The following is a 20,698-nucleotide window of genomic DNA, read 5'->3' as shown; positions in this document are numbered from 1 at the left end:
CCGTCGATGGAAGGGGCTATGTGCACGTTCACCGCGTGCATCTCTGGGATTTCGTACATGTATCCGATTGATTTTTTCTGGCGCGCCGTGCGCCGCTGGCCGGACCGGACCGCGATCGACGCACCTGACGGCGCCGTTCGCTACCGCGATCTCGGTCACGCTGTTGCCGCGCTCGCCGTGGCCTATCAGACCATCGATCCGGCACCGCAAAGCCGCGTCGGGATCTGCGCAGGCAACGGTAAGGCGCACCTCGTCGCGCTGCTTGCGACGCTTGCGAGCGGCAAGGTGTGGGTGCCGCTCAATCCGCGCAGCACGCAACCGGAGATTCGCCGAATCCTCGATACCACGGAGCCGACCATCGTCGTGACGGATGCGGCATCCGAGCAGCTGGTCGCGGGCGCAGCCGGATATCGGATCTACTGCGACGAGCGGCAGCAAGAGCCGGGCGAAGACGCGGGGACAGGCGCGTCGCCGCTCGGGCCGCGCGTATCGTTGAGCAGGCTCATCGCGGCGCATGACGGAGCGGCGCCGCGCACCTTCGATCTATTGCGCGACAGCGCGACGCAGGCCATCAAGTTCACGGGCGGCACGACCGGCATTCCCAAGGGCGTGATGCAGCCGTATCGTGCCTGGATGGCCAATGTGGCCAACCAGATCCAGACGTGGCGCCTCACCGAGCATGATCGTTACGTCGTTGCGGCGCCGATTACGCATGGCACGTCGACGTACGTTCTCCCGATTCTCGCGCAGGGCGGGTGTCTCGTCATTCCGTCAGAAGCGGGTGCGCCCGGCGTTCGCGAGGCGTTCCGCGATGGCGGCGGCACCGTTTCTTTCATGCCGCCGACGTTGATCTACAAGCTGATGGGCTTATCGGGCGTTTCACGCCACGACTTTCCTCATCTGCGATTGCTGATCTACGGCGGCGCGCCGATGCCCGAGGAAAAGATCCGCGAGGCGCGCGCGTTTTTCGGCCCCGTCCTCGCGACGCATTATGGCCAGACCGAAGCGCCTCAGATACTCACTGCGATGCGTCCCGAAGATTTCGCCGATCCGGCGCGCTGGTCGTCCGTCGGCGCGGCGACCTGGTTCTCCGAGGTGGCGATCATGTCGGCCGACGGCAAGCGCTTGCCGCCGGGCGAAATCGGCGAGGTCGTCGCGCGCGGCGACTTGCTGATGACCGGATACTGGAGACTGCCTGAGAAGACCGCTGAAACGTTGATCGACGGCTGGTTGCACACGGGCGATCGCGGGTATCTCGACGAAGCGGGTTTCCTGTATCTGAAAGATAGAATCCGCGACGTGATCATCACAGGCGGGTTCAACGTCTATCCGATCGACGTCGAGAACGCGCTCGGTCAGCATCCGAGCGTGTTCGAGTGCACGGTGTTCGGCGTGCCGGACGACGTCTGGGGCGAAGCCGTCCAGGCCGCCGTCCAGTTGCGGCCTGGCCGGTCCGCCACCGAAGCCGAGTTGACTTCGTTCGTGCGAGAAAAGCTCGGCGCCGTTCATACACCGAAGCGCATTCACTTTTTCGACGATTTGCCGCGGTCCTCCGTGGGCAAGGTGGCGAAGAACGCAGTGCGGGACCAGGTGCTGTCCGGCGGCCAGCCCGTCAATGCGAAAGCTTGAAGATTTGTGAGGTCTCACAAAACCTATGAAGCCTGAACTCAAGACCGAACGTAAGGGGCCCGTGACGCGGCTTTGCACGCATACGCTGACTTCGCTCAAGTACGGCGAAGCCGACCTTGTTGAAGAGTTGATCGGGAAGCAGACTTTCACCGAGGTCCTGTTGCGACAAATTCTCGGCCGCCCCATCCGTCCCGTGGATGTGCGGATCGCCGACATGGCGCTCGTCGTGCTGATGGAACATGGACTCACGCCGAGCTCCATCTCGACACGCCTCGTCTACATGAGCGCCCCGGAGAATCTCCAGGGCGCCGTGGCCGCAGGGTTGCTGGCGGTCGGCAGCCAGTTCGTCGGGACGATGGAGAACTGTTCGCGCCTCATCGACCGGATCCGCGATTCGGATGACGCGCGAGCCGAAGCGTCGGCGATCGCGCGCGAGTATGTGCAAGCTCGCAAGGCCATTCCGGGATTCGGCCATCACTTGCACAAGCCTGTCGATCCGCGCGCCTACAAGCTGCTCGATCTTGCTCGTGCGGAGCCCGAACTCGCGGGAACGCATATCGAGACGCTGATGCTGCTTTCGCGCGAGATCGACGCCACCTTTGGGCGGCCCATCACGATCAACGCGACGGGTGCCGTTGCCGCACTACTCGGCGAAATCGGCGTAGCCACCGAGGTCATGCGCGGATTCGCCGTCATTTCGCGCGCGGCCGGCCTCGTATCGCACGTGGTCGAAGAGCGGCAATCTCCTTCGGGACGCTTCATCTGGGAAACGGTGGAAGACGCCATTCCTTTCGTTTCGGGGGAACCGGGCCCGGCCTGACCGGCCGGCCTCGGCAAGACAGACAACATACGACAAGCGAGGAGACGATTCATGAGCGCGATATCGGAGCAGACCGTCGCGGACCACGCGTTCCAACAGCGCACGATGGCGAAGGTCGCGTGGCGCATCCTGCCCTTCCTTTGTTTCTGCTTTCTCGTCAATTACATCGACCGAACGAACGTGAGCTTTGCCGCGCTCACGATGAATCGCGATCTCGGCGTGACGCCGACGGGATTCGGCTGGATCGTCGGTGCGTTCTTTTTCGGCTACTGCATCTCGGAGATTCCCAGCAACCTTGCTCTGCAGCGATTCGGCGCGCGAGTATGGCTTGCCTGCATCATGATCGCCTGGGGATTCATGACGATGGTGTGCGCGTCCGCTCGCACGCCCGCGGAGCTGATGGCCGCGCGCTTTCTTCTCGGCGTTGCCGAGGGGGGCTTCTCGCCGGCCGTCTTCATCTACCTTGCCCATTGGTTTCCGTCCCGATGGCGCGCCAAGGCGATCGCGACGTTCCTGCTCGGCGTTCCGCTCGCCGCCGTGATCGGCGGGCCGCTCTCCGGCGCGATCTTGTCGCTCGCGGGGGTAGGGGGCTTGAAACATTGGCAGTGGCTATTCGTGCTCGAAGGAATCCCGGCGCTGGGTCTCGGCGCGCTTTGCTTGCGCACGCTGATCGATTCGCCTTCGAAGGCGGGCTGGCTCGATGCCGGCGAGAAGGCGTGGATCGAGTCCGAGCTGCGCGTCGAGCGCGCGGAGATCGAACGAGCCGGGCATATGACGCTCGGGCAGTCGCTGACCGATTTTCGTGTCGTCGTGCTGTCGCTCACTTACCTCACGGGGTTGATCGGCCTCAATGGCGTCTATTACTGGATGCCGCAGATCCTGAAGTCGTTCGGTCTCGATACCGTCACTGTGGGCTTCGTCAGCGCGATACCGAATTTCGTCAGCGCGGTGGGTATGGTGCTCTGGGCCCGCAGCTCGGATCGCACCGGCAAGCGGGTCGGGCACGTGATCGCCACGTGCATCGTCGGGGCGGCCGCGCTTGCCGCCAGCAGCGTTCTCACCGATCCCAAGTGGGTGATGGTCGGCCTGACCGTCGCGCTGATCGGCGGGTTCGGGTTCCTCGCCACCTTTTGGGCGGTACCGTCGACGTTCCTGACGGGGCGCGCGGCCGCCGGCGGATTCGGGCTGATTCTGTCGATCGGCAACTCGTCCGGCTTTTTCGGACCGTACATCGTCGGCTGGCTCAAGGAGGAGACACACGGGTACGGCGGCTCGTTTTTCGCCTTGTCGGGGTTCCTGCTCGCCGCGGTGCTGCTCTCGCTGACGTTCGCATACCGTGCGAGGGCGAGCGGCGCGGTTGCGGCAGCGGAGTCGTAACCGCGGGTGACCTATCCGGGCTCGATTTGGCCACGGGCAGCGGCTATCCTGGTGGTTTGAGGTTGCGCTTGCAAATTGCCAAACCGGGAGGCTGTCAATGTCTCAACCGCTTTCCTCGCACGATTGGCGCGAACATGGCGTTCGCGTCATCTCGGGCAATCAACTGGATACAAACGTTCCGCAGACGCCCGGCATGAACCGGGCCGCGGCGATCAATTACGCGCGCGTCGGCGCCGAGAAGATCTGGGCGGGGACCGTTACGATCGAACCGAGCGCGAAGACCGGTGCCCATCACCACGGGCATGTCGAAAGCGTCATCTATGTCGTGCGCGGCAAAGCGCGCATGCGCTGGGGCGAGCAATTGGAATTCGTCGCCGAGGCGGGGCCGGGCGACTTCATCTACGTGCCGCCCTATGTGCCGCATCAGGAGATCAATGCCGATCCGAGCGAGCCGCTCGAATGCGTGATCGTGCGCAGCGACAAAGAACCTGTGGTCGTCAATCTCGACATTAAAGCCGTCGAGCCGCCCGAGGCTGTGTACTGGGTCGATCCAGGGCATCCGCGGCCTGGCGATGCCTAAGGGCGAAAGCGGGGCTGCGCCTATCGGCATTGGCCGGGCGCAGCGGGACCGCTATCACCGGTGCAGCGAACTTCCATTCGTCCTGGCGATGTCCCGGGTCGTACCTATGCGATTGCGACTATCGTAGAGTGTGTCGCTGTGCGACCGAGGGTCGCTCGCGGGAACCCCCGCTGGTCATATCGGGTATACGGGTTGATGAGCGTGCTTTCACGAGAAGAACTTGATGCGCGCCTCGAGACGATCGAGGCGCGGATGGATGCCAGGGTCGCTAATATCGAGGGCCAGGTCGCCGCTTTTATCGCTCGAGCCAATGAGCGTGACCTACGGCTGGCCGAGCACGAGGATCGGCTGAACTTCATGTTCGAGGAACGGGACAAGCGGCTCGCGGAGCGCGACAAGCGAATCGAATACCTCGCCGAGCAAGCGACCTCGGCGGCCCAGAGTGCCTCGACATTGAAGGCGAACTTGTGGGCGGCGACATTGACGATCATCGTTTCGGTAGCGGGGATGGTCATGGCCGCCTACCACGCAAACCAGTCGTCCAACCTCGCGCTGATGCAAACGGTGATTTCAGCGTTTCAGCACGGCCAGCAAACGCTGCCGTCGAACCAATGAGCGCTTGGATTTTTGCTGGCTTTTCAATGCGCTAATTTCGCTCGTCAGTCGTATCCTATCGCTCGCCTGCAGTAAAGAACGTCGGCGGCAGTCAGATAAAAAACATGAGAGAGAGCATATGGGCCAAAACTGTGTGGCGGGGTTTTATCCCGCATTCAAAGCCAATATGGAAGCGCTCGGCCTGCAAGTGCCGACCGGTCTGTTCGCGACCCAGGAGAAAGCGCTCGGGACGATCACTGTGCTAACCGGCTTTGTGAAATCGTTCGGAATGAAGGTGACGATTCGTGAACTGATCGGTGCTGGGAAGCTAACCGAAATCCTTTCTGTCGCAGGAGCGTACTACGTCTCCTACTACCTCGGCGCCGTACTTGGCAGCTTGCTCGTCGCAACAGACGAGGCCTACGCGTGCTAGTCGGGTGCGGCCGCATCGGCGCGCTTACATCAGAAGCTCATGAGTGTCGGCCTGCCGCTGCCTGCGTCGATCACACTCTTGCTTGCCCACCACCCAGAAGTATTCAAGCCGTTGCCGTGGCGGGCCGTGTATCGTGTTCGTGCGACCGCACCATCTGGGGCGAAATGATGAAATGGTTGATCGACCGCGGATTGCTGTTGCTAACCGGCCTGGTCTTTGTCACTTCTGCATGGTTTTTCACGCATTGGCTCGGGAGCGACCGCTTTTACTCGATCGTTAATACGGTCATGGTTGCAGCGCTATGGTTCGAAGTCGCGCGCCTTCGAAAGATTCTTCGGGAGAACGGCATTGACCCGAATATGAGACGGAAGGGCGGCGACGATGGAAAGCGCCAAAAGTGACGAACTGCGGGCACCCTGGCGAGCACGGGGGCGTTTTGCCTTGCTGGCCGGCGGCTGAGACTTTCTTTGGTCCCCCCGACAGGAATCGAACCTGTATCTAGCGCTTAGGAGGCGCTTGTTCTATCCATTGAACTACGGGGAGCGGACCGGATAGGGCGCGTGGCGCCGCTTGAATGTGCCGATGCGGCCAGAGTATAGCAAACATGCCGCAGACGCTTACCTGCGCATCGGCGCTACGTTCGACCCCCGCTACGCTTGCTCGGGCGCGCACCGCCCGCCAGACGCGCTCAAAACTCGACGACGCTGAATTCGCTCTTGCTCACATCGCAAAGCGGGCAGCGCCAGTCGTCGGGGATGTCGGCGAAACGCGTGCCCGCCGCGATGCCTTCGTCGGGAAGACCTTCCTCTTCGTTGTAAATCCAGCCGCAGATCAGGCAAACCCAACTCTTGTACTCGGCTACATCACTCACAGCAAACCACCTTTCTCTATCCCGAAAATCGATACGATAGCGTCTTGGAGCCACATCCTCGATCGGTCCAATCGTCGCATCCTCGACTGCGTACAGCGCTTTCACGCCGGCCGGGATGCTCCCGGCCTGATGCCCAACATGCGTGGCGATTGATCGCGCGGCGCACGCGGCGCGCCATTTTACCCGAGCGTCGGTGCCGAAGCGCCAATCCGTATAGCCGTACAATCGGGCTTTCGGATTTTTTCAGGCAGCGCTTTTCCATGTCGCTTTATTCCATCGCCGATGCCCAGCTTGCCTTCGGGCACGTCGCCCTGCTCGACCACGCCGATTTCTCGCTCGAGGCGGGGGAACGCGTCGGGCTCATCGGCCGCAACGGCGCCGGCAAATCGTCGCTTCTGAAGATCGTCGCGGGCCTCATGCAGCCCGACGATGGGCTCGTCTCACGCCAGCAGAACCTGTCGACCGTCTATGTGCCGCAGGAGCCGGAGTTCGCCCCCGACATGACTGTCTTCGACGCAGTGGCGGCCGGGCTCGATGAAGCGCGCGCGGCGCTCGACGAATACGATGCGGTCGCCCACGAGCTCGCGGCCACGCCCGAGGGCGCGGCGCACGACACGCTGCTCGCGCGCATGAATGCGTTGCAGTCGAGGCTCGACGTCACGAACGCCTGGAACTGGCGCACGCGCGTGGCAACGACGCTCGCGCAATTGAGCCTCGATGGCGACGCACGCGTCGGCGCGCTATCGGGCGGCATGCAAAAACGCGTCGCACTCGCTCGTGCGCTCGTCGTCGATCCTGATGTGCTGCTGCTCGACGAGCCGACCAACCATCTCGACTTCGACGGCATTCGCTGGCTCGAGGATCTGCTCGTCGGGGCGCGCGCGGGACTCTTTTTCATCACGCACGATCGCGCGTTTCTCGATCGCGTCGCGACGCGCATCGTCGAGCTCGATCGCGGCAATCTCCTGTCCTATCCGGGAAATTTCTCGGCCTATCAGACGCGCAAGGCGCAGCAGCTTGAGGTGGAGCGAGTCGAGAACGAGAAGTTCGACAAGCTGCTCGCGCAAGAGGAGGTGTGGATCCGAAAGGGCGTCGAGGCACGCCGTACGCGCAGCGTCGGACGCATCGCACGGCTCGTCCAGATGCGCCGGGAGCGCGCCGAGCGGCGCAACGTGCAAGGCAACGTGAAGCTCGACGTGGGGCAGGGCGAGCGCTCGGGCAAGATCGTCGCGGAGCTCGTCGACGTGACGAAGCGCTACGGCGAGCGCACGATCGTCGATCGCTTTTCGACGACGGTGATGCGCGGCGACAAGATCGGCTTCGTCGGTCCCAACGGCGCCGGCAAGACGACGCTGCTCAAGCTGATCCTCGGCGAAATCGCGCCCGACGAGGGCACGGTGCGCGTCGGAACGAATCTGCAAGTGGCCTACTTCGATCAGATGCGCGCGCAACTCGATCAGGAAAAGAGTCTCGCCGACACGATCAGCCCCGGCAGCGACTGGATCGAGATCAACGGCGCGCGCAAGCACGTCATGAGCTATCTCGGCGATTTCCTGTTCGCGCCGGAGCGCGCACGTTCGCCGGTGAAGTCGCTCTCGGGCGGCGAGCGCAATCGCCTGCTCCTCGCGCGGCTCTTCGCGCGTCCCGCGAACGTGCTCGTGCTCGACGAGCCGACGAACGATCTCGACATCCCGACGCTGGAGCTGCTCGAGGAATTGCTCGGCGATTACGACGGGACGGTGCTGCTCGTCAGCCATGATCGCGCGTTCCTCGACAACGTCGTCACTTCGGTCATCGCCTCGGAAGGCGGTGGGCGGTGGCGCGAATACGTCGGCGGCTTCACGGACTGGCAGACGCAGCACGAGCGCGCGACCCGGCTCGCCGAGGAGGCGGCCGCGGCGCGCGCGCCATCCGCGCCGCCGCGCGCGGCGCAAGCGCAAGAGGCCGCGGCGGGCCGCGCCGCTCAACGCGCCGCGAAGCTCTCTTACAAGGAACAGCGCGAGCTGGAAGCGCTGCCCGAGAAGATCGCGGCGCTCGAGGCCGAGCAAAAGGCGATCGGCGCGCAGCTCGAGGACGGCTCCATCTTTGCGAAGGACGCGCGCGAGGGCGCCCGCCTGACCGAACGGTATGCCGCCATCGACGACGAGCTCATGGCTGCACTCGAGCGATGGGAGGAGCTGGAAGCGAAGCGCAAATGAACGCGAAACGAGCGGCTCGACGACATTCGGGGCCGGGCCACCTGACCGTTGAGCCGAATTGCTCCGCACGTCGAACAAAGTAAAATACGCCGCGTTTCCCGGGACGCCAGGGCGCGGCTCGGCTTGTCTTCGCCTGATTCGCCCGTTGCGCAGGCACGCCCGTCGCACCCTTTGTTCCGATTCGTTTTTTTTGATCTTTCAACGTTTTGTCCACGCGGATATCCACAACCGCTGTGGACAACGATGACTTAACGACACGATGCCCACGAAAAAGCCAAGCGCCGCGTACAGCGAGGCGTCGATCAAGGTGTTGAAGGGCCTGGAGCCGGTCAAGCAGCGGCCCGGCATGTACACGCGCACCGAGAATCCGCTGCACATCATTCAGGAAGTCATCGACAACTCGTCCGACGAGGCGCTCGGCGGCTACGGTCGACAGATCACGGTGACGCTGCACGCCGATCACTCGGTCTCGGTAGAGGACGACGGCCGTGGCATTCCGTTCGGCCTGCACCCCGACGAGGGGGTGCCCGTCATCGAAATCGTGTACACGCGCCTGCACGCGGGCGGCAAGTTCGACAAGGCGGCGGGCGGCGCCTATACGTTCTCGGGCGGCCTGCACGGCGTCGGCGTTTCGGTGACGAACGCGCTTTCGTCGAGGCTCGACGTGACAGTCTGGCGCGACGGCAAGGTCGCCCGGATCGGCTTTGCGCATGGCGATGTCGTGGGTCCTCTCGAAGTCCGCGCGGCCGAAAAGGGCGAAAAGCGCTCGGGCACGCGCGTCACGGCGCTGCCCGATCCGAAATATTTCGATTCGTCGAACGTGCCGCTCGGCGAGTTGCAACGCCTCTTGCGTTCAAAGGCGGTGCTTTTGCCTGGCGTGGAAGTGACGCTCGTGATCGAGAAGACGGGCGAGCGTCAGAGCTGGAAGTATGAGGACGGCTTGCGCGGCTATCTGCTCGAGGGCATGGCGGGCAGCGATCTCTTGATCCCGCTTTTCGAGGGCGAGCGCTATGCGGAAAGCGCGCGCACGACCGAAGACGCGTTCGCCGAAGGTGAAGGCGCGGCATGGGTCGTCGCCTGGAGCGAGGAAGGCCCGCTCACGCGCGAGTCTTACGTCAACCTCATTCCGACGCCGGCAGGCGGGACGCACGAAGCGGGCCTGCGCGACGGGCTCTTTCAGGCCGTCAAGAGCTTCGTCGAACTGCACAACCTGCAGCCAAAGGGCGTGAAGCTGCTCGCCGAAGACGTGTTCGCGCGGGTGTCGTTCGTGCTGTCGGCCAAGGTGCTCGATCCGCAATTCCAAGGGCAGATCAAGGAAAGGCTCAACAGCCGCGACGCCGTCAAGCTCATCTCTTCGTACGTCAAGCCCGCTCTCGAGCTTTGGCTCAATCATCACGTCGAGCACGGCCGGAAGCTGGCCGAGCTTGTCATCAAGCAGGCCCAGGCGCGCACGCGCGCGGGTCAGAAGATCGAAAAGCGCAAGAGCTCGGGCGTGGCCGTCCTGCCGGGCAAGCTGACCGATTGCGAGTCGACCGACATTTCGCGCAATGAGCTCTTTCTCGTCGAAGGCGATTCGGCCGGCGGCTCGGCGAAAATGGGTCGCGACAAGGAGTACCAGGCGATCTTGCCGTTGCGCGGCAAGGTGCTCAATACATGGGAGACGGAGCGCGACCGGCTCTTTGCCAACAATGAGGTGCACGACATCTCGGTGGCGATCGGCGTCGATCCGCACAACCCTGACGACGAGGTCGATCTATCGAACCTGCGATACGGCAAGATCTGCATCCTGTCGGACGCGGACGTCGACGGCGCCCACATCCAGGTGCTGCTGCTCACGCTCTTCTTCAAGCATTTCCCGCAGCTCATCGAGCGCGGCAACGTCTACGTGGCGCGGCCGCCGCTCTTTCGCGTCGACGCGCCGGCGCGCGGGAAGAAACCCGCGCAAAAGCTCTATGCGCTCGACGAAGGCGAGCTGGAGGCTATCCTCGACAAGCTGAGGAAAGACGGCGTGCGTGAATCCCAGTGGTCGATCAGCCGCTTCAAGGGGCTCGGCGAAATGAGCGCCGAGCAGCTTTGGGATACGACGATGAATCCCGACACGCGGCGCCTCATGCCCGTCGCGCTCGGCGAGCTCGATTACGATTCGACGGTCTCGCGCATGACAATGCTGATGGGCAAGGGCGAAGCGGCCGCGCGCCGCAGCTGGCTCGAAGAGAAGGGCAACGAGGTCGAAGCCGACATTTGAAGCGAATGGCCACGGCCGAACACGCTCCTCCTGAATACGGACACCATTTTCGATGGCTCAACAAGACGATTTGTTCGCCCCGGCCGTTGTGCCCGACGGCGAATCCCTGACGCTCGGTCACTATGCCGAGCGGGCCTATCTCGACTACGCGGTGAGCGTCGTGAAAGGCCGCGCGCTGCCCGACGTGAGCGACGGCCAGAAGCCCGTACAGCGGCGCATCCTCTATGCGATGAACGAAATGGGCCTCGCCGCCGATGCCAAGCCGGTGAAGTCGGCGCGCGTCGTCGGCGATGTGCTCGGCAAGTACCATCCGCACGGCGACCAATCGGCCTACGACGCGCTCGTGCGCCTTGCGCAGGATTTTTCGATGCGCTATCCGCTCATCGACGGCCAAGGCAATTTCGGCTCGCGCGATGGCGATGGCGCGGCGGCGATGCGTTACACCGAGGCACGGCTCACCCCCATCGCGCGGCTTTTGCTCGATGAAATCGACGAAGGCACGGTCGACTTCATGCCGAACTACGACGGCTCCTTTCAGGAGCCGAAGCTTTTGCCGGCGCGCTTGCCTTTCCTGCTGCTGAACGGCGCGTCGGGCATCGCGGTCGGCCTCGCCACAGAGATTCCCTCGCACAACCTGCGCGAAGTCGCGGCAGCGGCCGTCGCGATGATTCGGCATCCGAACATTTCGCACGCCGAATTGATGGATCACCTGCCGGGCCCTGATTTTCCGGGCGGCGGTCAAATCATCTCGAGTCCCGCCGAGATCGCGGCGGCCTACGAGACAGGACGCGGGAGCCTCAAGGTACGGGCGCGCTGGAAGATCGAAGAACTCGCGCGCGGCCAGTGGCAACTCGTCGTCACCGAGTTGCCGCCGAATACGTCGGGACAGAAGGTGCTCGAGGAAATCGAGGAACTGACGAACCCGAAAGTCAAGCTGGGCAAGAAGACGCTGACACCGGAGCAGTTGACGCTCAAGCAAACGGTGCTCGCGCTCGTCGACACGGTGCGCGACGAATCGGGCAAGGATGCGCCGGTGCGGCTCGTCTTCGAGCCCAAGACGAGTCGCATCGATCAGACCGAGTTCGCGAACTCGCTGCTCGCGCATACGAGCCTCGAATCAAACGCGCCGCTGAACCTAGTCATGATCGGTGGGGACGGGCGGCCGAAGCAAAAGGGCTTGACCGAAATCCTGCGGGAATGGGTGGGGTTCCGTTTCGCGACCGTCACGCGGCGCACGCGTCATCGCCTGACGAAGGTCGACGATCGCATCCATATCCTCGAAGGGCGGATGATCGTCTTCCTCAATCTCGACGAGGTCATCCGCATCATTCGCGAATCCGAGGAGCCGAAGCAGGCGCTCATCGCGGCGTTCGGTCTCTCCGACCGTCAGGCCGAAGACATTCTCGAGATCCGGCTGCGCCAACTCGCGCGGCTCGAGAAGATCAAGATCGAGAAGGAACTGCAGTCGCTGCGCGACGAGAAGGCGAAGCTCGAGGAACTGTTGGCGAGCGATACGGTGATGAAACGGCAGATCATCAAGGAAATCGAAGCCGATGCGAAGCAGTATGGCGACGAGCGCCGCACGCTGATTCAACAGGAAAAACGCGCGACGTTCGAAGCGCGCGTCGTCGACGAGCCGGTGACCGTCGTCGTTTCGCAGCGCGGCTGGGTCCGTGCGCTCAAGGGGCATGGGCTCGATCCGGCGGGCTTTTCGTTCAAGGACGGTGACAGCCTCTATGCGGCGTTCCAGTGCCGCACGCCCGATACGCTGATCGCCTGGGGCAGCTCGGGACGCGTCTACTCGGTTGCCGTCGCGATGCTGCCGGGTGGGCGCGGCGACGGCGTGCCCGTGACTTCGCTCATCGAGCTCGAAGCGGGCACGCACTTGCTCCACTACTATGCGGCGAATGCCGAGCAGCCGCTTTTGCTGGCATCGAGCAACGGCTTCGGATTCATCGCCAGGGTGAGCGACATGGTAAGCCGCGTGAAGGCGGGCAAGTCGTTCATGACGATCGACGCGGGCGCCGCGCCGCTCGCGCCGATGCCCGTGGTGCCCGACGCCGTGCAGGTGGCCTGCCTGTCCAGCTCGGGACGTCTGCTCGTGTTCGGAATCGACGAGATGAAGACGCTGACAGGCGGCGGACGCGGCATCACACTCATGATGCTCGACGAAAAGGAGACGCTCGTGCAGGCGCTCGCGTTCGGTGCGGCCGGACTGATGCTGCTCGGCACGGGGCGCGGCGGCAAGCCGCAGGAGGAGACGTTCGCGGGTGCGGCGCTCGAGCCGCACGTCGGCAAGCGCGCGCGTCGCGGCCGCGCACCCGACACGCGGCTCAAGGTGAGCGCATTGCGGCCGGCGCTCGGCTGATACGGCTCGCCGCATGCCGCGAGCGGTATCGTTCGTTCGGACACCTCAATTTCGGAGAGACGCCTGATGTCGATCGCCATGAACGTTGCGTTGTTTCTACATCTCGCCGCCGTCGCGGTTTGGGTCGGCGGGATGATCTTCGCGCAGTTTTGTCTGCGCCCGTCGCTCGCGGACGTATCGCCGCAGTTGCGGCTGCCGCTGATCGAAGCGGTGTTCGGGCGATTCCTGACCTGGGTCGGCGTCGCCGTGATCGCGCTTCTGCTCTCGGGTGGCTTCATGATGGCGCGCTTCGGCGGCAGTCATGCACCCTGGCCGTTGACGCTGATGGCGGTGCTCGGCGTCCTGATGATGCTGAACTTTGGGCACCTGCGCTTCGCGGTCTTTCCACGCATCCGGCGCGCGGTGCAGGCGCAGAAGTGGCCCGACGGGGCCCGGGCCGTCGACACGATGCGGAGGCTCGTGGCGATCAATCTCGTCCTTGCCGTCGTCACCATCGGCGCGGCCGTCTATTCGCGCGGCTTTTGATCGCGAGGCATCCGTCGGCTCATCTCACTTTGCGGGAGCTCTGTCTGCGCGCGCTTCATCGGGGCGAGAGCGCTGTCGACGCGGTGTAGATGATCGCCACGATCAAATAGACCGCATAGACGGGCATCTTGAACCGGGCAAGCGCGATCAGCGAGAACAACGCGGTGCCGAGAGCGGGGCCCGTGAACGGCACGTGTCTATAGACGTGCGCGACGGCGGCGACGAGAAATGCCGTCGTCGCGGCCCGCAGCACGCGCATCCCGTGCTCAAAGCGAATATTCGTCTCCAGCCGCTGCAAGTGTCGCCGTGCGAATACCACCAGTGCGCCTGAAGGGACGAAGTACGCCAGCGTGGCGGCGGCGGCCCCCGCCATGCCGTGAATCAAGTAACCGAGAAACGGCACGACGTTGAGAAGCGGCCCCGGCGATACAGGCGAGAGCGCAAACGCGAGCGTGAAGTCGCGCAACGTCACGCCGACGCCAGGCGCGACGAAGAGCATCTTCAGCACCGGCAACGCGGAGAACCCGCCGCCGAAGAGCGTCAGCGCCGCCCCCGCGAGCCGTGGCAGCACCAGGAGCGACTGATAGTGCGCCGGGAGGGGCAGCGCGAATATCGCGATCAATGTTGTCAGCGCCGCGAGCAGCAGCTTGTCTCGACGCGTGAGCGAGAACGCCAGCCGTCGTCCCGTGCGCTCGGGGCTCGCCGCCCAGCCGGCAAAGAAGGCGCAGGCGAGCAGCAGCACGAACACGCTGCCTATCTGCGCGAATAGAAGCACCGCCGAGGCGAGCACAGCGGCGATCCATTCGATTCGGGAATGCATGAGCGTGCGCACCTGACGGTACCAGGTCAGGGCGATCAGCGTGCCCAGTACGACGGCGAAATGATTGATCAGCGCAGGCGTCGCGAATGCGCGAACGACCGGCGAGTGATAGAAGGCGGCAAACGCGGTCATCGCGCAGAAGAAGGGCAGCACCGACGCCGCGCCGGCTATCCAGGCTCCGGCGCCGCCGGCCAGCGCGTGACCGACGAGCACGGCGACATTGCAGCCGACAGCACCGGGCGACATCCAGGCGAGCGCGACGAGATCGGAGAATTCGCTGCGTGTCAGGCGGCGTGCCCGCTCGACATATTGGAGCTCGAGCTGTGCGATCAGCGCGATCCCGCCCCAGGAAAGCGCCGAGAGGGCGAAGACGGAACGAAAGAGCGCCCAGCGGGGCTCGCGCCGCGGCTGCACGGCCGCGCTCGGCGTTGTTTCCTCGGGCGTGGCCGCGGCGCGACGTTCGGCGCTGCCCTGTTCGGTCTCGGTTGTTGCTTCCTCGGACATCGGCTCGGTCCTCGCGCAGCGCGCGGCGAACATCTCGTCGCGGGCGCCCCGCGATCATGTTTTCAAGCGGACTGTCCGCTCGTGCTCTTTTGACTGCTGCCGCTGCCATAGACAGCAAGCGGCTCACGCATTCCACATACGCCGAATCGATCGAGCAACGTGGAGATACCGTCGGCCGGGACTGGGCGTGAGAAGAGAAAGCCTTGCGCCTGGATGTTACCGAGCGCGGACAGCCACGCGATCTGCTCTTCGGTTTCGGTTCCTTCCACGACAACCGTGAGCCCGAGCGAGCGCGCAAGGTTGACGATGGCCGACACCATCACGCAAACGCTGCGATCGGCAGGAATGGCCTGCACGAACGATCGATCGACTTTGAGCGTATCGACCGAAAAGCGGTTCAGGTAGGAAAGCGACGAGTAGCCGGTGCCGAAATCGTCGAGCGCAATGCTGACGCCGAGCCGTTTTTTGAGCGCCGCGATTTTCTCGGATACGAGATCGGGGTACTCCATCATGGCGGTCTCGGTGATCTCGAGCTCGAGCCGGTGTGCGGCGATCCCTGTTTCTTCGATTGCACGAGCGATCGTCTCGTAGAGATCGCCGCGCCAAAACTGCACAGCGGAAATGTTGACGGCGAGCGTCAGCGTCTCGTGCCCCTGACTTTGCCACGCTGCCAGCTGCCTGCAGGCCTCGGCGATGACGAAATCGCCAATCGGCACGATAAGGCCGGTCGATTCGGCCACGGGAATGAACTCGCTCGCCGAGATCACGCCTTGCTGCGGATGATTCCAGCGCGCGAGCGCTTCGAAGCCCGTGATACACCGCCGCGCAAGATCGATCTTCGGCTGATAGACGAGGAAGAGCTGGCGTTCCGTGAGCGCGACGCGAAGCTGCTGCTCCCACTGCATCAAGTGATCGGCCCGGTGCGACAAGTGCGGCGAGTAGAACTGATAGCAGTTCTTGCCTGCGTCCTTGGCGCTGTACATCGCGAGATCGGCTTTTTTGAGCAGATCGATCTCGCTTTCGCTCGCGACCGAATAAAGTGCGATGCCGATGCTCGCATGCAACACGAACGAAGTGCCGCGGACATCGAACGGTTGTTCGAACACGTCGCGCATGCTTTCGGCGAGCTGAACGGCTTGCCGCTCGACGTCGCCGCCCTTCAGCACGACGACGAACTCGTCGCCGCCGATGCGCGACAGCACGCCCGCGTTCCCGACCGTATCGGCTAGCCGCGAGGCCGTCATCTGCAACACGATGTCGCCCGCGTTGTGGCCGAGCGTGTCGTTGACCGTTTTGAAGTTGTCGAGATCGATGAAGAGGATCGCGAGCCGGCCGACGTTGGCGGGATCGCCTACGTCGTGGCGCAGACTCTGCAGCGTGGCGTAGCGGTTGCGCAGGCCTGTCAGCAGATCGTATTCGACGAGATGCGTCATCTCCCGCTCGCGGCCGAGCAGTTTGCCGATGAGCCCTGTCGCGACGGCGAAGAACCCCAGCATCGCGAGCGAGATGAAACCGGCCATCAGCAGATAGACGTTGCGCGTGTGATGGTAGTCGGCGAACTCTTCCGCTTGGGAGAGCCCGACGAGCACGCCCATCGGATAGCCGTCGATATGTCGATACGACACGATGCGCTTGATGCGGTCGATCGGGTCGACCTGTGTGCCCGAGACGTGCTCGGAGATCGGATAGACGCCCGTTGCCGAAAACGCGGTGGCCGATCGCGCGGCGCCGGTGCGGCGCGCGAGCACGGCTCCGCTGTCGGCCACCACGGCGATCACGCCGTCCTTGCCGATTGCCGCGTTGTTGTAGAAGTCGCTCGTGAAATACCCCGGATTTTCCGATACGACGACGACCCCGGCGAACGAGCCGTCCAGGTGGTTAAGGCGGCGCGTCATCTGCAGCGTCCATTGATGGGAGACGCGGCCGAGAACGGGCGTGCTGATATAGAGCTGGTCGTCGTTTTCGTGCTCGTGCACCTTGAAATGCTCGCGATCGGAGAGGTCGATCGGCGCCGGATTCACCTCGGCCGTCGACGCAACGAGCGTGCCGTGCTCATTGATGATCGAGACTTGGACGAGCGTATCGCTCTGGACGACTCCTTTTTCGACCGTGCTGCGCAGGTCGAAGTGCTCGGGATTTTTCTCGAACTCGAATTTGACGAACCGCGTGATCTGGTCGACCTGATGGATCGCCTTGATCGTGTGCTGCTCCAGCGCGGCGGAGAGAATGGCAGCTGAAGCGGCCGCTTCCCGGTAGGTCGACTCGCGCTCCACTGAAAGGCGCGCCGAGATGACGGTCCATAGCAGCACGAGCACGAGCAGGCCGAGCACCGGGATCGCGACGAGCGCACGGCGTCGCGAGCCGACCGGGTCGTGCCTTGTGCGCGCGTCACGGGCGGAATGGGACCGGGAAAAGTTCATCGGGGCCGGGGCCTGGCAAGCGGCGAGAGCGAGAGCGGGTGTCCTACTAGCATGGCAGATTCATTCATTGGCTGCATGGCGAGCATCTGCGTGGCTGATCGCGGCGCCCCGTGAAAGACATCCACAGTCGCCGGCTCACCGCGCGAGCCCCGGACGGAGCACCTTTTCGTAGGCTCCCTGATGAAGTCCTCGCGGGGGCTCCCCGACTCGAGCATCCTATCGGGGCTTTTCAAAGAAGTCCTCTCGGGGGTTCCCGGAGAAAGTCCCCGTTTGGAGCAGGCAGTCTTCAGAAGGATATTACTGAATGGTCAGCAATTTAGATAGCCTGACTTAATCGGGTAAACGTGTGCAATGGCGGGCACGTTTCCGGCGCCGGAGGCGTTTTTGCTCATGGAACGCGCTTTTTGTCCGGCTCATGCCCGGCAGCGCCTGCTTCGGGGCGGCACTGCCTCAACGTTGGGCAGCGGCGCACCGGCGCTGAAGAGCAATTCCTCGGCGCCGTGGCAACTCGTGATTGTGAAGAAGGACCGCCGGGGGCGCGGCGGGGGCCGCATTGGAGCGGAGCCGGCGGTACGGGCCGAGTAGAGGAGACGCCCGATTCAGGGCAGCTGGATCGTACCGTCGACGATCGTCGCTGCGGCCCCGCCGATCCAGATTTTGCCGCGTGTGTCGTCGTATTCGACGAAGACACGACCGTCGCGTCCGAGCGCGGTGCCCTGCCGCACCGTATAGCGCTCGCCGTGGCGGCGCCCGTGAGCGGCGAAAAGGCTCGCGAGCCCCGCGTTGGCGCTTCCCGTCACAGGATCTTCATAGATGGAGAGGTTGCCTTCGACGACGATGCAGCGCACCTCGAGCGTCGCGGGCCCGCCGTCGCCGTGGGAGGCGTATAGGGCGACCCCGCTGGTGCCGGTGCGCTCGGCGATGCGGGCGAGCGCGCCGGCATCGGGAGCGAGCGCGACGCACGTTTCCGGCGAATCGATGCCGACCATGAGCCAGTGCACGCCATTGTCGACGGACGTTGGTGCAATGTGGTGGAAATCGATCGTCTCCGTACCCAGCGCTTCCCTCAATGCGGCCCAATCGGCTTCGGCCAAAGGCGTGAGCCGGGCCGGCGGAGCGCTGAACGCTCGCACGCCCGCTGCGCGCTCCTCGATTTCCACGAGGCCGACGCCGCACTGCTGCACGAGACGGCCCGCCGTTTTGGGGCGGTAGCCACTATCAACGAGCGCGTGCGCCGTGCCGAGGGTCGGATGCCCCGCGAACGGCAGTTCATGGACCGGCGTGAAGATACGCACGAGGTAATCGGCCGACGGGTCGGTCGGCTTGCAGATGAACGTGGTCTCCGAGAGATTCGTCCATCGTGCGATCGCCCGCATCTGATCGGTGTCGAGCCCGTCGGCATCGAAAACGACCGCCAGCGGATTGCCCTTGAAGGGCGCCGCTGAAAACACGTCGACCTGCTTGAAGCGAACCTGGCGTGAAGGCATCCAGCCTCTCCCTTATGCCACTTCGGCGATGAGCTCGATTTCGACGCAGGCGCCGGTCGGGATTTGCGCGACGCCGAAAGCCGAACGTGCGTGCTTGCCGGCTTCGCCGAAGACGTCGACGAAGAATTCCGACGCGCCGTTCGTCACGATGTGCTGCTCGGTGAACTCGAGCGTCGAATTGACGAGGCTCATGACCTTGACGATCCGCTTCACGCGATTGAGATCGCCCGTGAATGCGTGGAGCGTGGCAAGCAAATCGATCGCGATCGCGCGGGCGGCCTTTTGGCCCTCTTCCGTCGTCATCGTCGAACCGAGCTTGCCCACCCACGGCTTGCCGTCCTTCCTGGCGATGTGGCCGGACACGTACACGGTGTTGCCAGTTTGCGCGCACATGACATAGGCGGCGGCCGGCGTAAGTGCCGTGGGCAGCTCGATGCCGAGCGACTTGAGCTTGTCGTACACGTTTTGCTGAGCCATGAGATGTCCTTGAAAATTCATTGAATTGAACAACCGGCAAAGCGCCTCGGCGGCCTTCGCGCGGACCGGAGCCCTGAGCGAGAAAGCCGCCGTTGCGCCGCCGATCAGAGGCGTTCGCGAGTCAACGCGGCAAGGCGAGCGATGCCTTCGTCGATGCGTGCGGGCGGAACCGTCACGAACGAGAGGCGCAACGTATTCGATGCGGCTTCATTCGCGAAAAACGGTGCGCCGGGCACGAAGGCCACATCATGCGCGATGGCGGCTTCGAGCAACTGCATCGTGTCCATGCCTGCCGGCAACGTGACCCAGAGAAACATGCCGCCCTCGGGCCGATTCCAGCTCACCCCCTGGGGCATATGGCGCGCCAGCGCGTCGAGCATGGCCTCGCACTGGCTCGCATAGAGCGCGCGAATGGCGGGCACTTGCTCGTCGAGGAAGCCGTCCTTGATCACTTCGTGGACGATGCGCTGCGTGAGGCTCGGCGTATGCAGATCGGTCGCCTGCTTGGCCTGCACGAGTTTGTAGTGGAGCTCCTCGGGCGCGACGATGTAGCCGAGCCGGAGCCCTGGAGCCAAAATCTTCGAGAAAGTGCCGCAATGGGCGATATGGTCGGGCGCCATCGAGAGCAACGTCGGCAGCGGCTTGCCTGCGTAGTCGAGGGCGCCGTACGGATCGTCCTCGACGACGGGAAAGGCGCTCGTCTTCGCGAATTGGGCGAGCGCCAGACGCCGCTCGAGTGTGAGCCGGCGGCCCGTCGGATTCTGGAAGTTCGGCTGCGCGTAAAGCAACCGCGCACCTTTCACGAGCTCTGAAGTCAGCGCCTCGGGAATGAGCCCATCGTCATCGGTCGGCACCTGCACGTAGCGCGGCTCGTAGAGCGAAAACGCCTGAAGCGCGCCGAGATAGGTCGGCGTCTCGACGAGCACGGGGCTTGCCGGATCGATGAGCGCCTTGCCGATCAAATCGAGCGCCTGCTGAGAGCCCGTCGTGATCAGCACCTGCGATGGGCGGATCGTCGCGCCTGCCGTCGAGCATCGTGCGGCGATCCATTCGCGCAGCGGCGCATAGCCTTCCGTGGCGCTGTACTGCAACGCGGCGGCCGGCGCTTCGCGCAGCACGCGATCGGTGGCCGCGCGGATTCGCTCAGCGGGGAAAGTGGACGGCGCGGGCAAGCCGCCCGCGAACGAAATGACCTCGGGCCGTTCGGTAACTTTCAGGATCTCGCGGATGGCCGAGCTCGTCAGCTTGCGGGCGCGCTCGGAAAGCTGCCAGTTGCGGTGTGGCAAGTCGCTTTGATCCATGAAAGTCTCCTTATAGCGGTTGGGGAAGCGGCGGCAAGCGCATCGGCGA

17 protein-coding genes and 1 tRNA gene are annotated in these 20,698 nt (G+C 63.9%); 11 read left to right on the top strand and 7 right to left on the bottom strand.

Going from position 1 to position 20,698, the window contains the following annotated elements; genetic code table 11:
• The first annotated feature begins 57 nt into the window (after window positions 1-57).
• The 7 genes from B0G57_RS08465 (at window position 58) to B0G57_RS08435 (ending at window position 5,834) form a co-directional block, all read left to right on the top strand.
• On the top strand, window positions 58-1,629 hold the full coding sequence (locus B0G57_RS08465) for a class I adenylate-forming enzyme family protein (protein ID WP_018443038.1): 1,572 nt from the start codon (window positions 58-60) through the stop codon (window positions 1,627-1,629).
• Window positions 1,630-1,654: 25 nt separating this feature from the next.
• On the top strand, window positions 1,655-2,449 hold the full coding sequence (locus tag B0G57_RS08460) for a citryl-CoA lyase (protein ID WP_018443037.1): 795 nt from the start codon (window positions 1,655-1,657) through the stop codon (window positions 2,447-2,449).
• Window positions 2,450-2,500: 51 nt separating this feature from the next.
• Entirely contained in the window at window positions 2,501-3,826 is a 1,326-nt protein-coding gene (locus B0G57_RS08455; protein ID WP_018443036.1) for an MFS transporter, read from the top strand.
• Between the two features lie 97 nt (window positions 3,827-3,923).
• The gene (locus B0G57_RS08450) at window positions 3,924-4,406 is read left to right on the top strand and encodes a cupin domain-containing protein (protein WP_018443035.1); all 483 of its coding nucleotides are present in this window, start codon (window positions 3,924-3,926) and stop codon (window positions 4,404-4,406) included.
• A 252-nt stretch (window positions 4,407-4,658) separates the two neighbouring features.
• On the top strand, window positions 4,659-5,021 hold the full coding sequence (locus B0G57_RS08445; RefSeq protein WP_146013362.1) for an SNARE domain-containing protein: 363 nt from the start codon (window positions 4,659-4,661) through the stop codon (window positions 5,019-5,021).
• A 118-nt stretch (window positions 5,022-5,139) separates the two neighbouring features.
• Window positions 5,140-5,433 (top strand): hypothetical protein, encoded by a 294-nt coding sequence (locus tag B0G57_RS31645; RefSeq protein WP_020566468.1) that lies wholly within the window; start codon window positions 5,140-5,142, stop codon window positions 5,431-5,433.
• A gap of 116 nt (window positions 5,434-5,549) precedes the next feature.
• Window positions 5,550-5,834: a hypothetical protein gene (locus tag B0G57_RS08435; protein ID WP_223258665.1), complete on the top strand. Its 285-nt coding sequence runs from the start codon at window positions 5,550-5,552 to the stop codon at window positions 5,832-5,834.
• Window positions 5,835-5,901: 67 nt separating this feature from the next.
• Here the strand turns inward: B0G57_RS08435 and B0G57_RS08430 are convergent.
• Window positions 5,902-5,976 (bottom strand) — tRNA-Arg (locus B0G57_RS08430).
• Between the two features lie 145 nt (window positions 5,977-6,121).
• The gene (locus tag B0G57_RS08425) at window positions 6,122-6,304 is read right to left on the bottom strand and encodes a rubredoxin (protein WP_026230105.1); all 183 of its coding nucleotides are present in this window, start codon (window positions 6,302-6,304) and stop codon (window positions 6,122-6,124) included.
• A 260-nt stretch (window positions 6,305-6,564) separates the two neighbouring features.
• Here B0G57_RS08425 and B0G57_RS08420 point away from each other — a divergent pair, with 260 nt between their 5' ends.
• The 4 genes from B0G57_RS08420 (at window position 6,565) to B0G57_RS08405 (ending at window position 13,640) form a co-directional block, all read left to right on the top strand.
• A complete protein-coding gene (locus tag B0G57_RS08420; RefSeq protein ID WP_018443030.1) occupies window positions 6,565-8,502 on the top strand; it encodes an ATP-binding cassette domain-containing protein in 1,938 nt (645 codons plus the stop codon).
• Window positions 8,503-8,761: 259 nt separating this feature from the next.
• Window positions 8,762-10,747 carry a DNA topoisomerase IV subunit B gene (locus B0G57_RS08415; RefSeq protein ID WP_018443029.1) on the top strand — a complete coding sequence of 662 codons (1,986 nt, stop codon included), beginning with the start codon at window positions 8,762-8,764 and terminating at the stop codon, window positions 10,745-10,747.
• Window positions 10,748-10,799: 52 nt separating this feature from the next.
• Window positions 10,800-13,115, top strand: a complete 2,316-nt coding sequence (gene parC, locus B0G57_RS08410; protein ID WP_020566467.1) for a DNA topoisomerase IV subunit A — start codon at window positions 10,800-10,802, stop codon at window positions 13,113-13,115.
• 66 nt (window positions 13,116-13,181) lie between these two features.
• Entirely contained in the window at window positions 13,182-13,640 is a 459-nt protein-coding gene (locus tag B0G57_RS08405; protein WP_018443027.1) for a CopD family protein, read from the top strand.
• 55 nt (window positions 13,641-13,695) lie between these two features.
• Here the strand turns inward: B0G57_RS08405 and B0G57_RS08400 are convergent, their stop codons facing one another.
• The 5 genes from B0G57_RS08400 to B0G57_RS08375 form a co-directional block, all read right to left on the bottom strand.
• Window positions 13,696-14,964, bottom strand: coding sequence for a chromate transporter (locus tag B0G57_RS08400; RefSeq protein WP_102607139.1), 1,269 nt, complete (start codon window positions 14,962-14,964; stop codon window positions 13,696-13,698).
• 62 nt (window positions 14,965-15,026) lie between these two features.
• Window positions 15,027-17,384, bottom strand: coding sequence for a bifunctional diguanylate cyclase/phosphodiesterase (locus tag B0G57_RS08395; RefSeq protein WP_018443025.1), 2,358 nt, complete (start codon window positions 17,382-17,384; stop codon window positions 15,027-15,029).
• 599 nt (window positions 17,385-17,983) lie between these two features.
• Window positions 17,984-18,871: a PhzF family phenazine biosynthesis protein gene (locus B0G57_RS08385; RefSeq protein WP_018443022.1), complete on the bottom strand. Its 888-nt coding sequence runs from the start codon at window positions 18,869-18,871 to the stop codon at window positions 17,984-17,986.
• A 12-nt stretch (window positions 18,872-18,883) separates the two neighbouring features.
• Window positions 18,884-19,348: a RidA family protein gene (locus B0G57_RS08380; RefSeq protein WP_020566466.1), complete on the bottom strand. Its 465-nt coding sequence runs from the start codon at window positions 19,346-19,348 to the stop codon at window positions 18,884-18,886.
• Window positions 19,349-19,452: 104 nt separating this feature from the next.
• Window positions 19,453-20,649, bottom strand: a complete 1,197-nt coding sequence (locus tag B0G57_RS08375; protein ID WP_018443020.1) for an aminotransferase-like domain-containing protein — start codon at window positions 20,647-20,649, stop codon at window positions 19,453-19,455.
• Window positions 20,650-20,698: the final 49 nt, after the last annotated feature.

This window comes from Trinickia symbiotica (genome assembly GCF_002934455.1).
Taxonomy (GTDB): Bacteria; Pseudomonadota; Gammaproteobacteria; order Burkholderiales; family Burkholderiaceae; genus Trinickia; species Trinickia symbiotica.
The sequence above is the reverse complement of the archived record's forward strand: the minus strand, read 5'-3'. Positions and strand labels throughout refer to the sequence as shown.

What these genes read in the sequence shown, in the direction of transcription:
- B0G57_RS08380 (WP_020566466.1), bottom strand. Translation starts at nt 19,348, where the DNA reads ATGGCTCAGCAAAACGTGTACGACAAGCTCAAGTCGCTCGGCATCGAG.
- B0G57_RS08455 (WP_018443036.1), top strand. Translation starts at nt 2,501, where the DNA reads ATGAGCGCGATATCGGAGCAGACCGTCGCGGACCACGCGTTCCAACAG.
- B0G57_RS08460 (WP_018443037.1), top strand. Translation starts at nt 1,655, where the DNA reads ATGAAGCCTGAACTCAAGACCGAACGTAAGGGGCCCGTGACGCGGCTT.
- parC (WP_020566467.1), top strand. Translation starts at nt 10,800, where the DNA reads ATGGCTCAACAAGACGATTTGTTCGCCCCGGCCGTTGTGCCCGACGGC.
- B0G57_RS08385 (WP_018443022.1), bottom strand. Translation starts at nt 18,871, where the DNA reads ATGCCTTCACGCCAGGTTCGCTTCAAGCAGGTCGACGTGTTTTCAGCG.
- B0G57_RS08395 (WP_018443025.1), bottom strand. Translation starts at nt 17,384, where the DNA reads ATGAACTTTTCCCGGTCCCATTCCGCCCGTGACGCGCGCACAAGGCAC.
- B0G57_RS31645 (WP_020566468.1), top strand. Translation starts at nt 5,140, where the DNA reads ATGGGCCAAAACTGTGTGGCGGGGTTTTATCCCGCATTCAAAGCCAAT.
- B0G57_RS08400 (WP_102607139.1), bottom strand. Translation starts at nt 14,964, where the DNA reads ATGTCCGAGGAAGCAACAACCGAGACCGAACAGGGCAGCGCCGAACGT.
- B0G57_RS08415 (WP_018443029.1), top strand. Translation starts at nt 8,762, where the DNA reads ATGCCCACGAAAAAGCCAAGCGCCGCGTACAGCGAGGCGTCGATCAAG.
- B0G57_RS08465 (WP_018443038.1), top strand. Translation starts at nt 58, where the DNA reads ATGTATCCGATTGATTTTTTCTGGCGCGCCGTGCGCCGCTGGCCGGAC.
- B0G57_RS08405 (WP_018443027.1), top strand. Translation starts at nt 13,182, where the DNA reads ATGTCGATCGCCATGAACGTTGCGTTGTTTCTACATCTCGCCGCCGTC.
- B0G57_RS08450 (WP_018443035.1), top strand. Translation starts at nt 3,924, where the DNA reads ATGTCTCAACCGCTTTCCTCGCACGATTGGCGCGAACATGGCGTTCGC.
- B0G57_RS08375 (WP_018443020.1), bottom strand. Translation starts at nt 20,649, where the DNA reads ATGGATCAAAGCGACTTGCCACACCGCAACTGGCAGCTTTCCGAGCGC.
- B0G57_RS08420 (WP_018443030.1), top strand. Translation starts at nt 6,565, where the DNA reads ATGTCGCTTTATTCCATCGCCGATGCCCAGCTTGCCTTCGGGCACGTC.
- B0G57_RS08445 (WP_146013362.1), top strand. Translation starts at nt 4,659, where the DNA reads ATGGATGCCAGGGTCGCTAATATCGAGGGCCAGGTCGCCGCTTTTATC.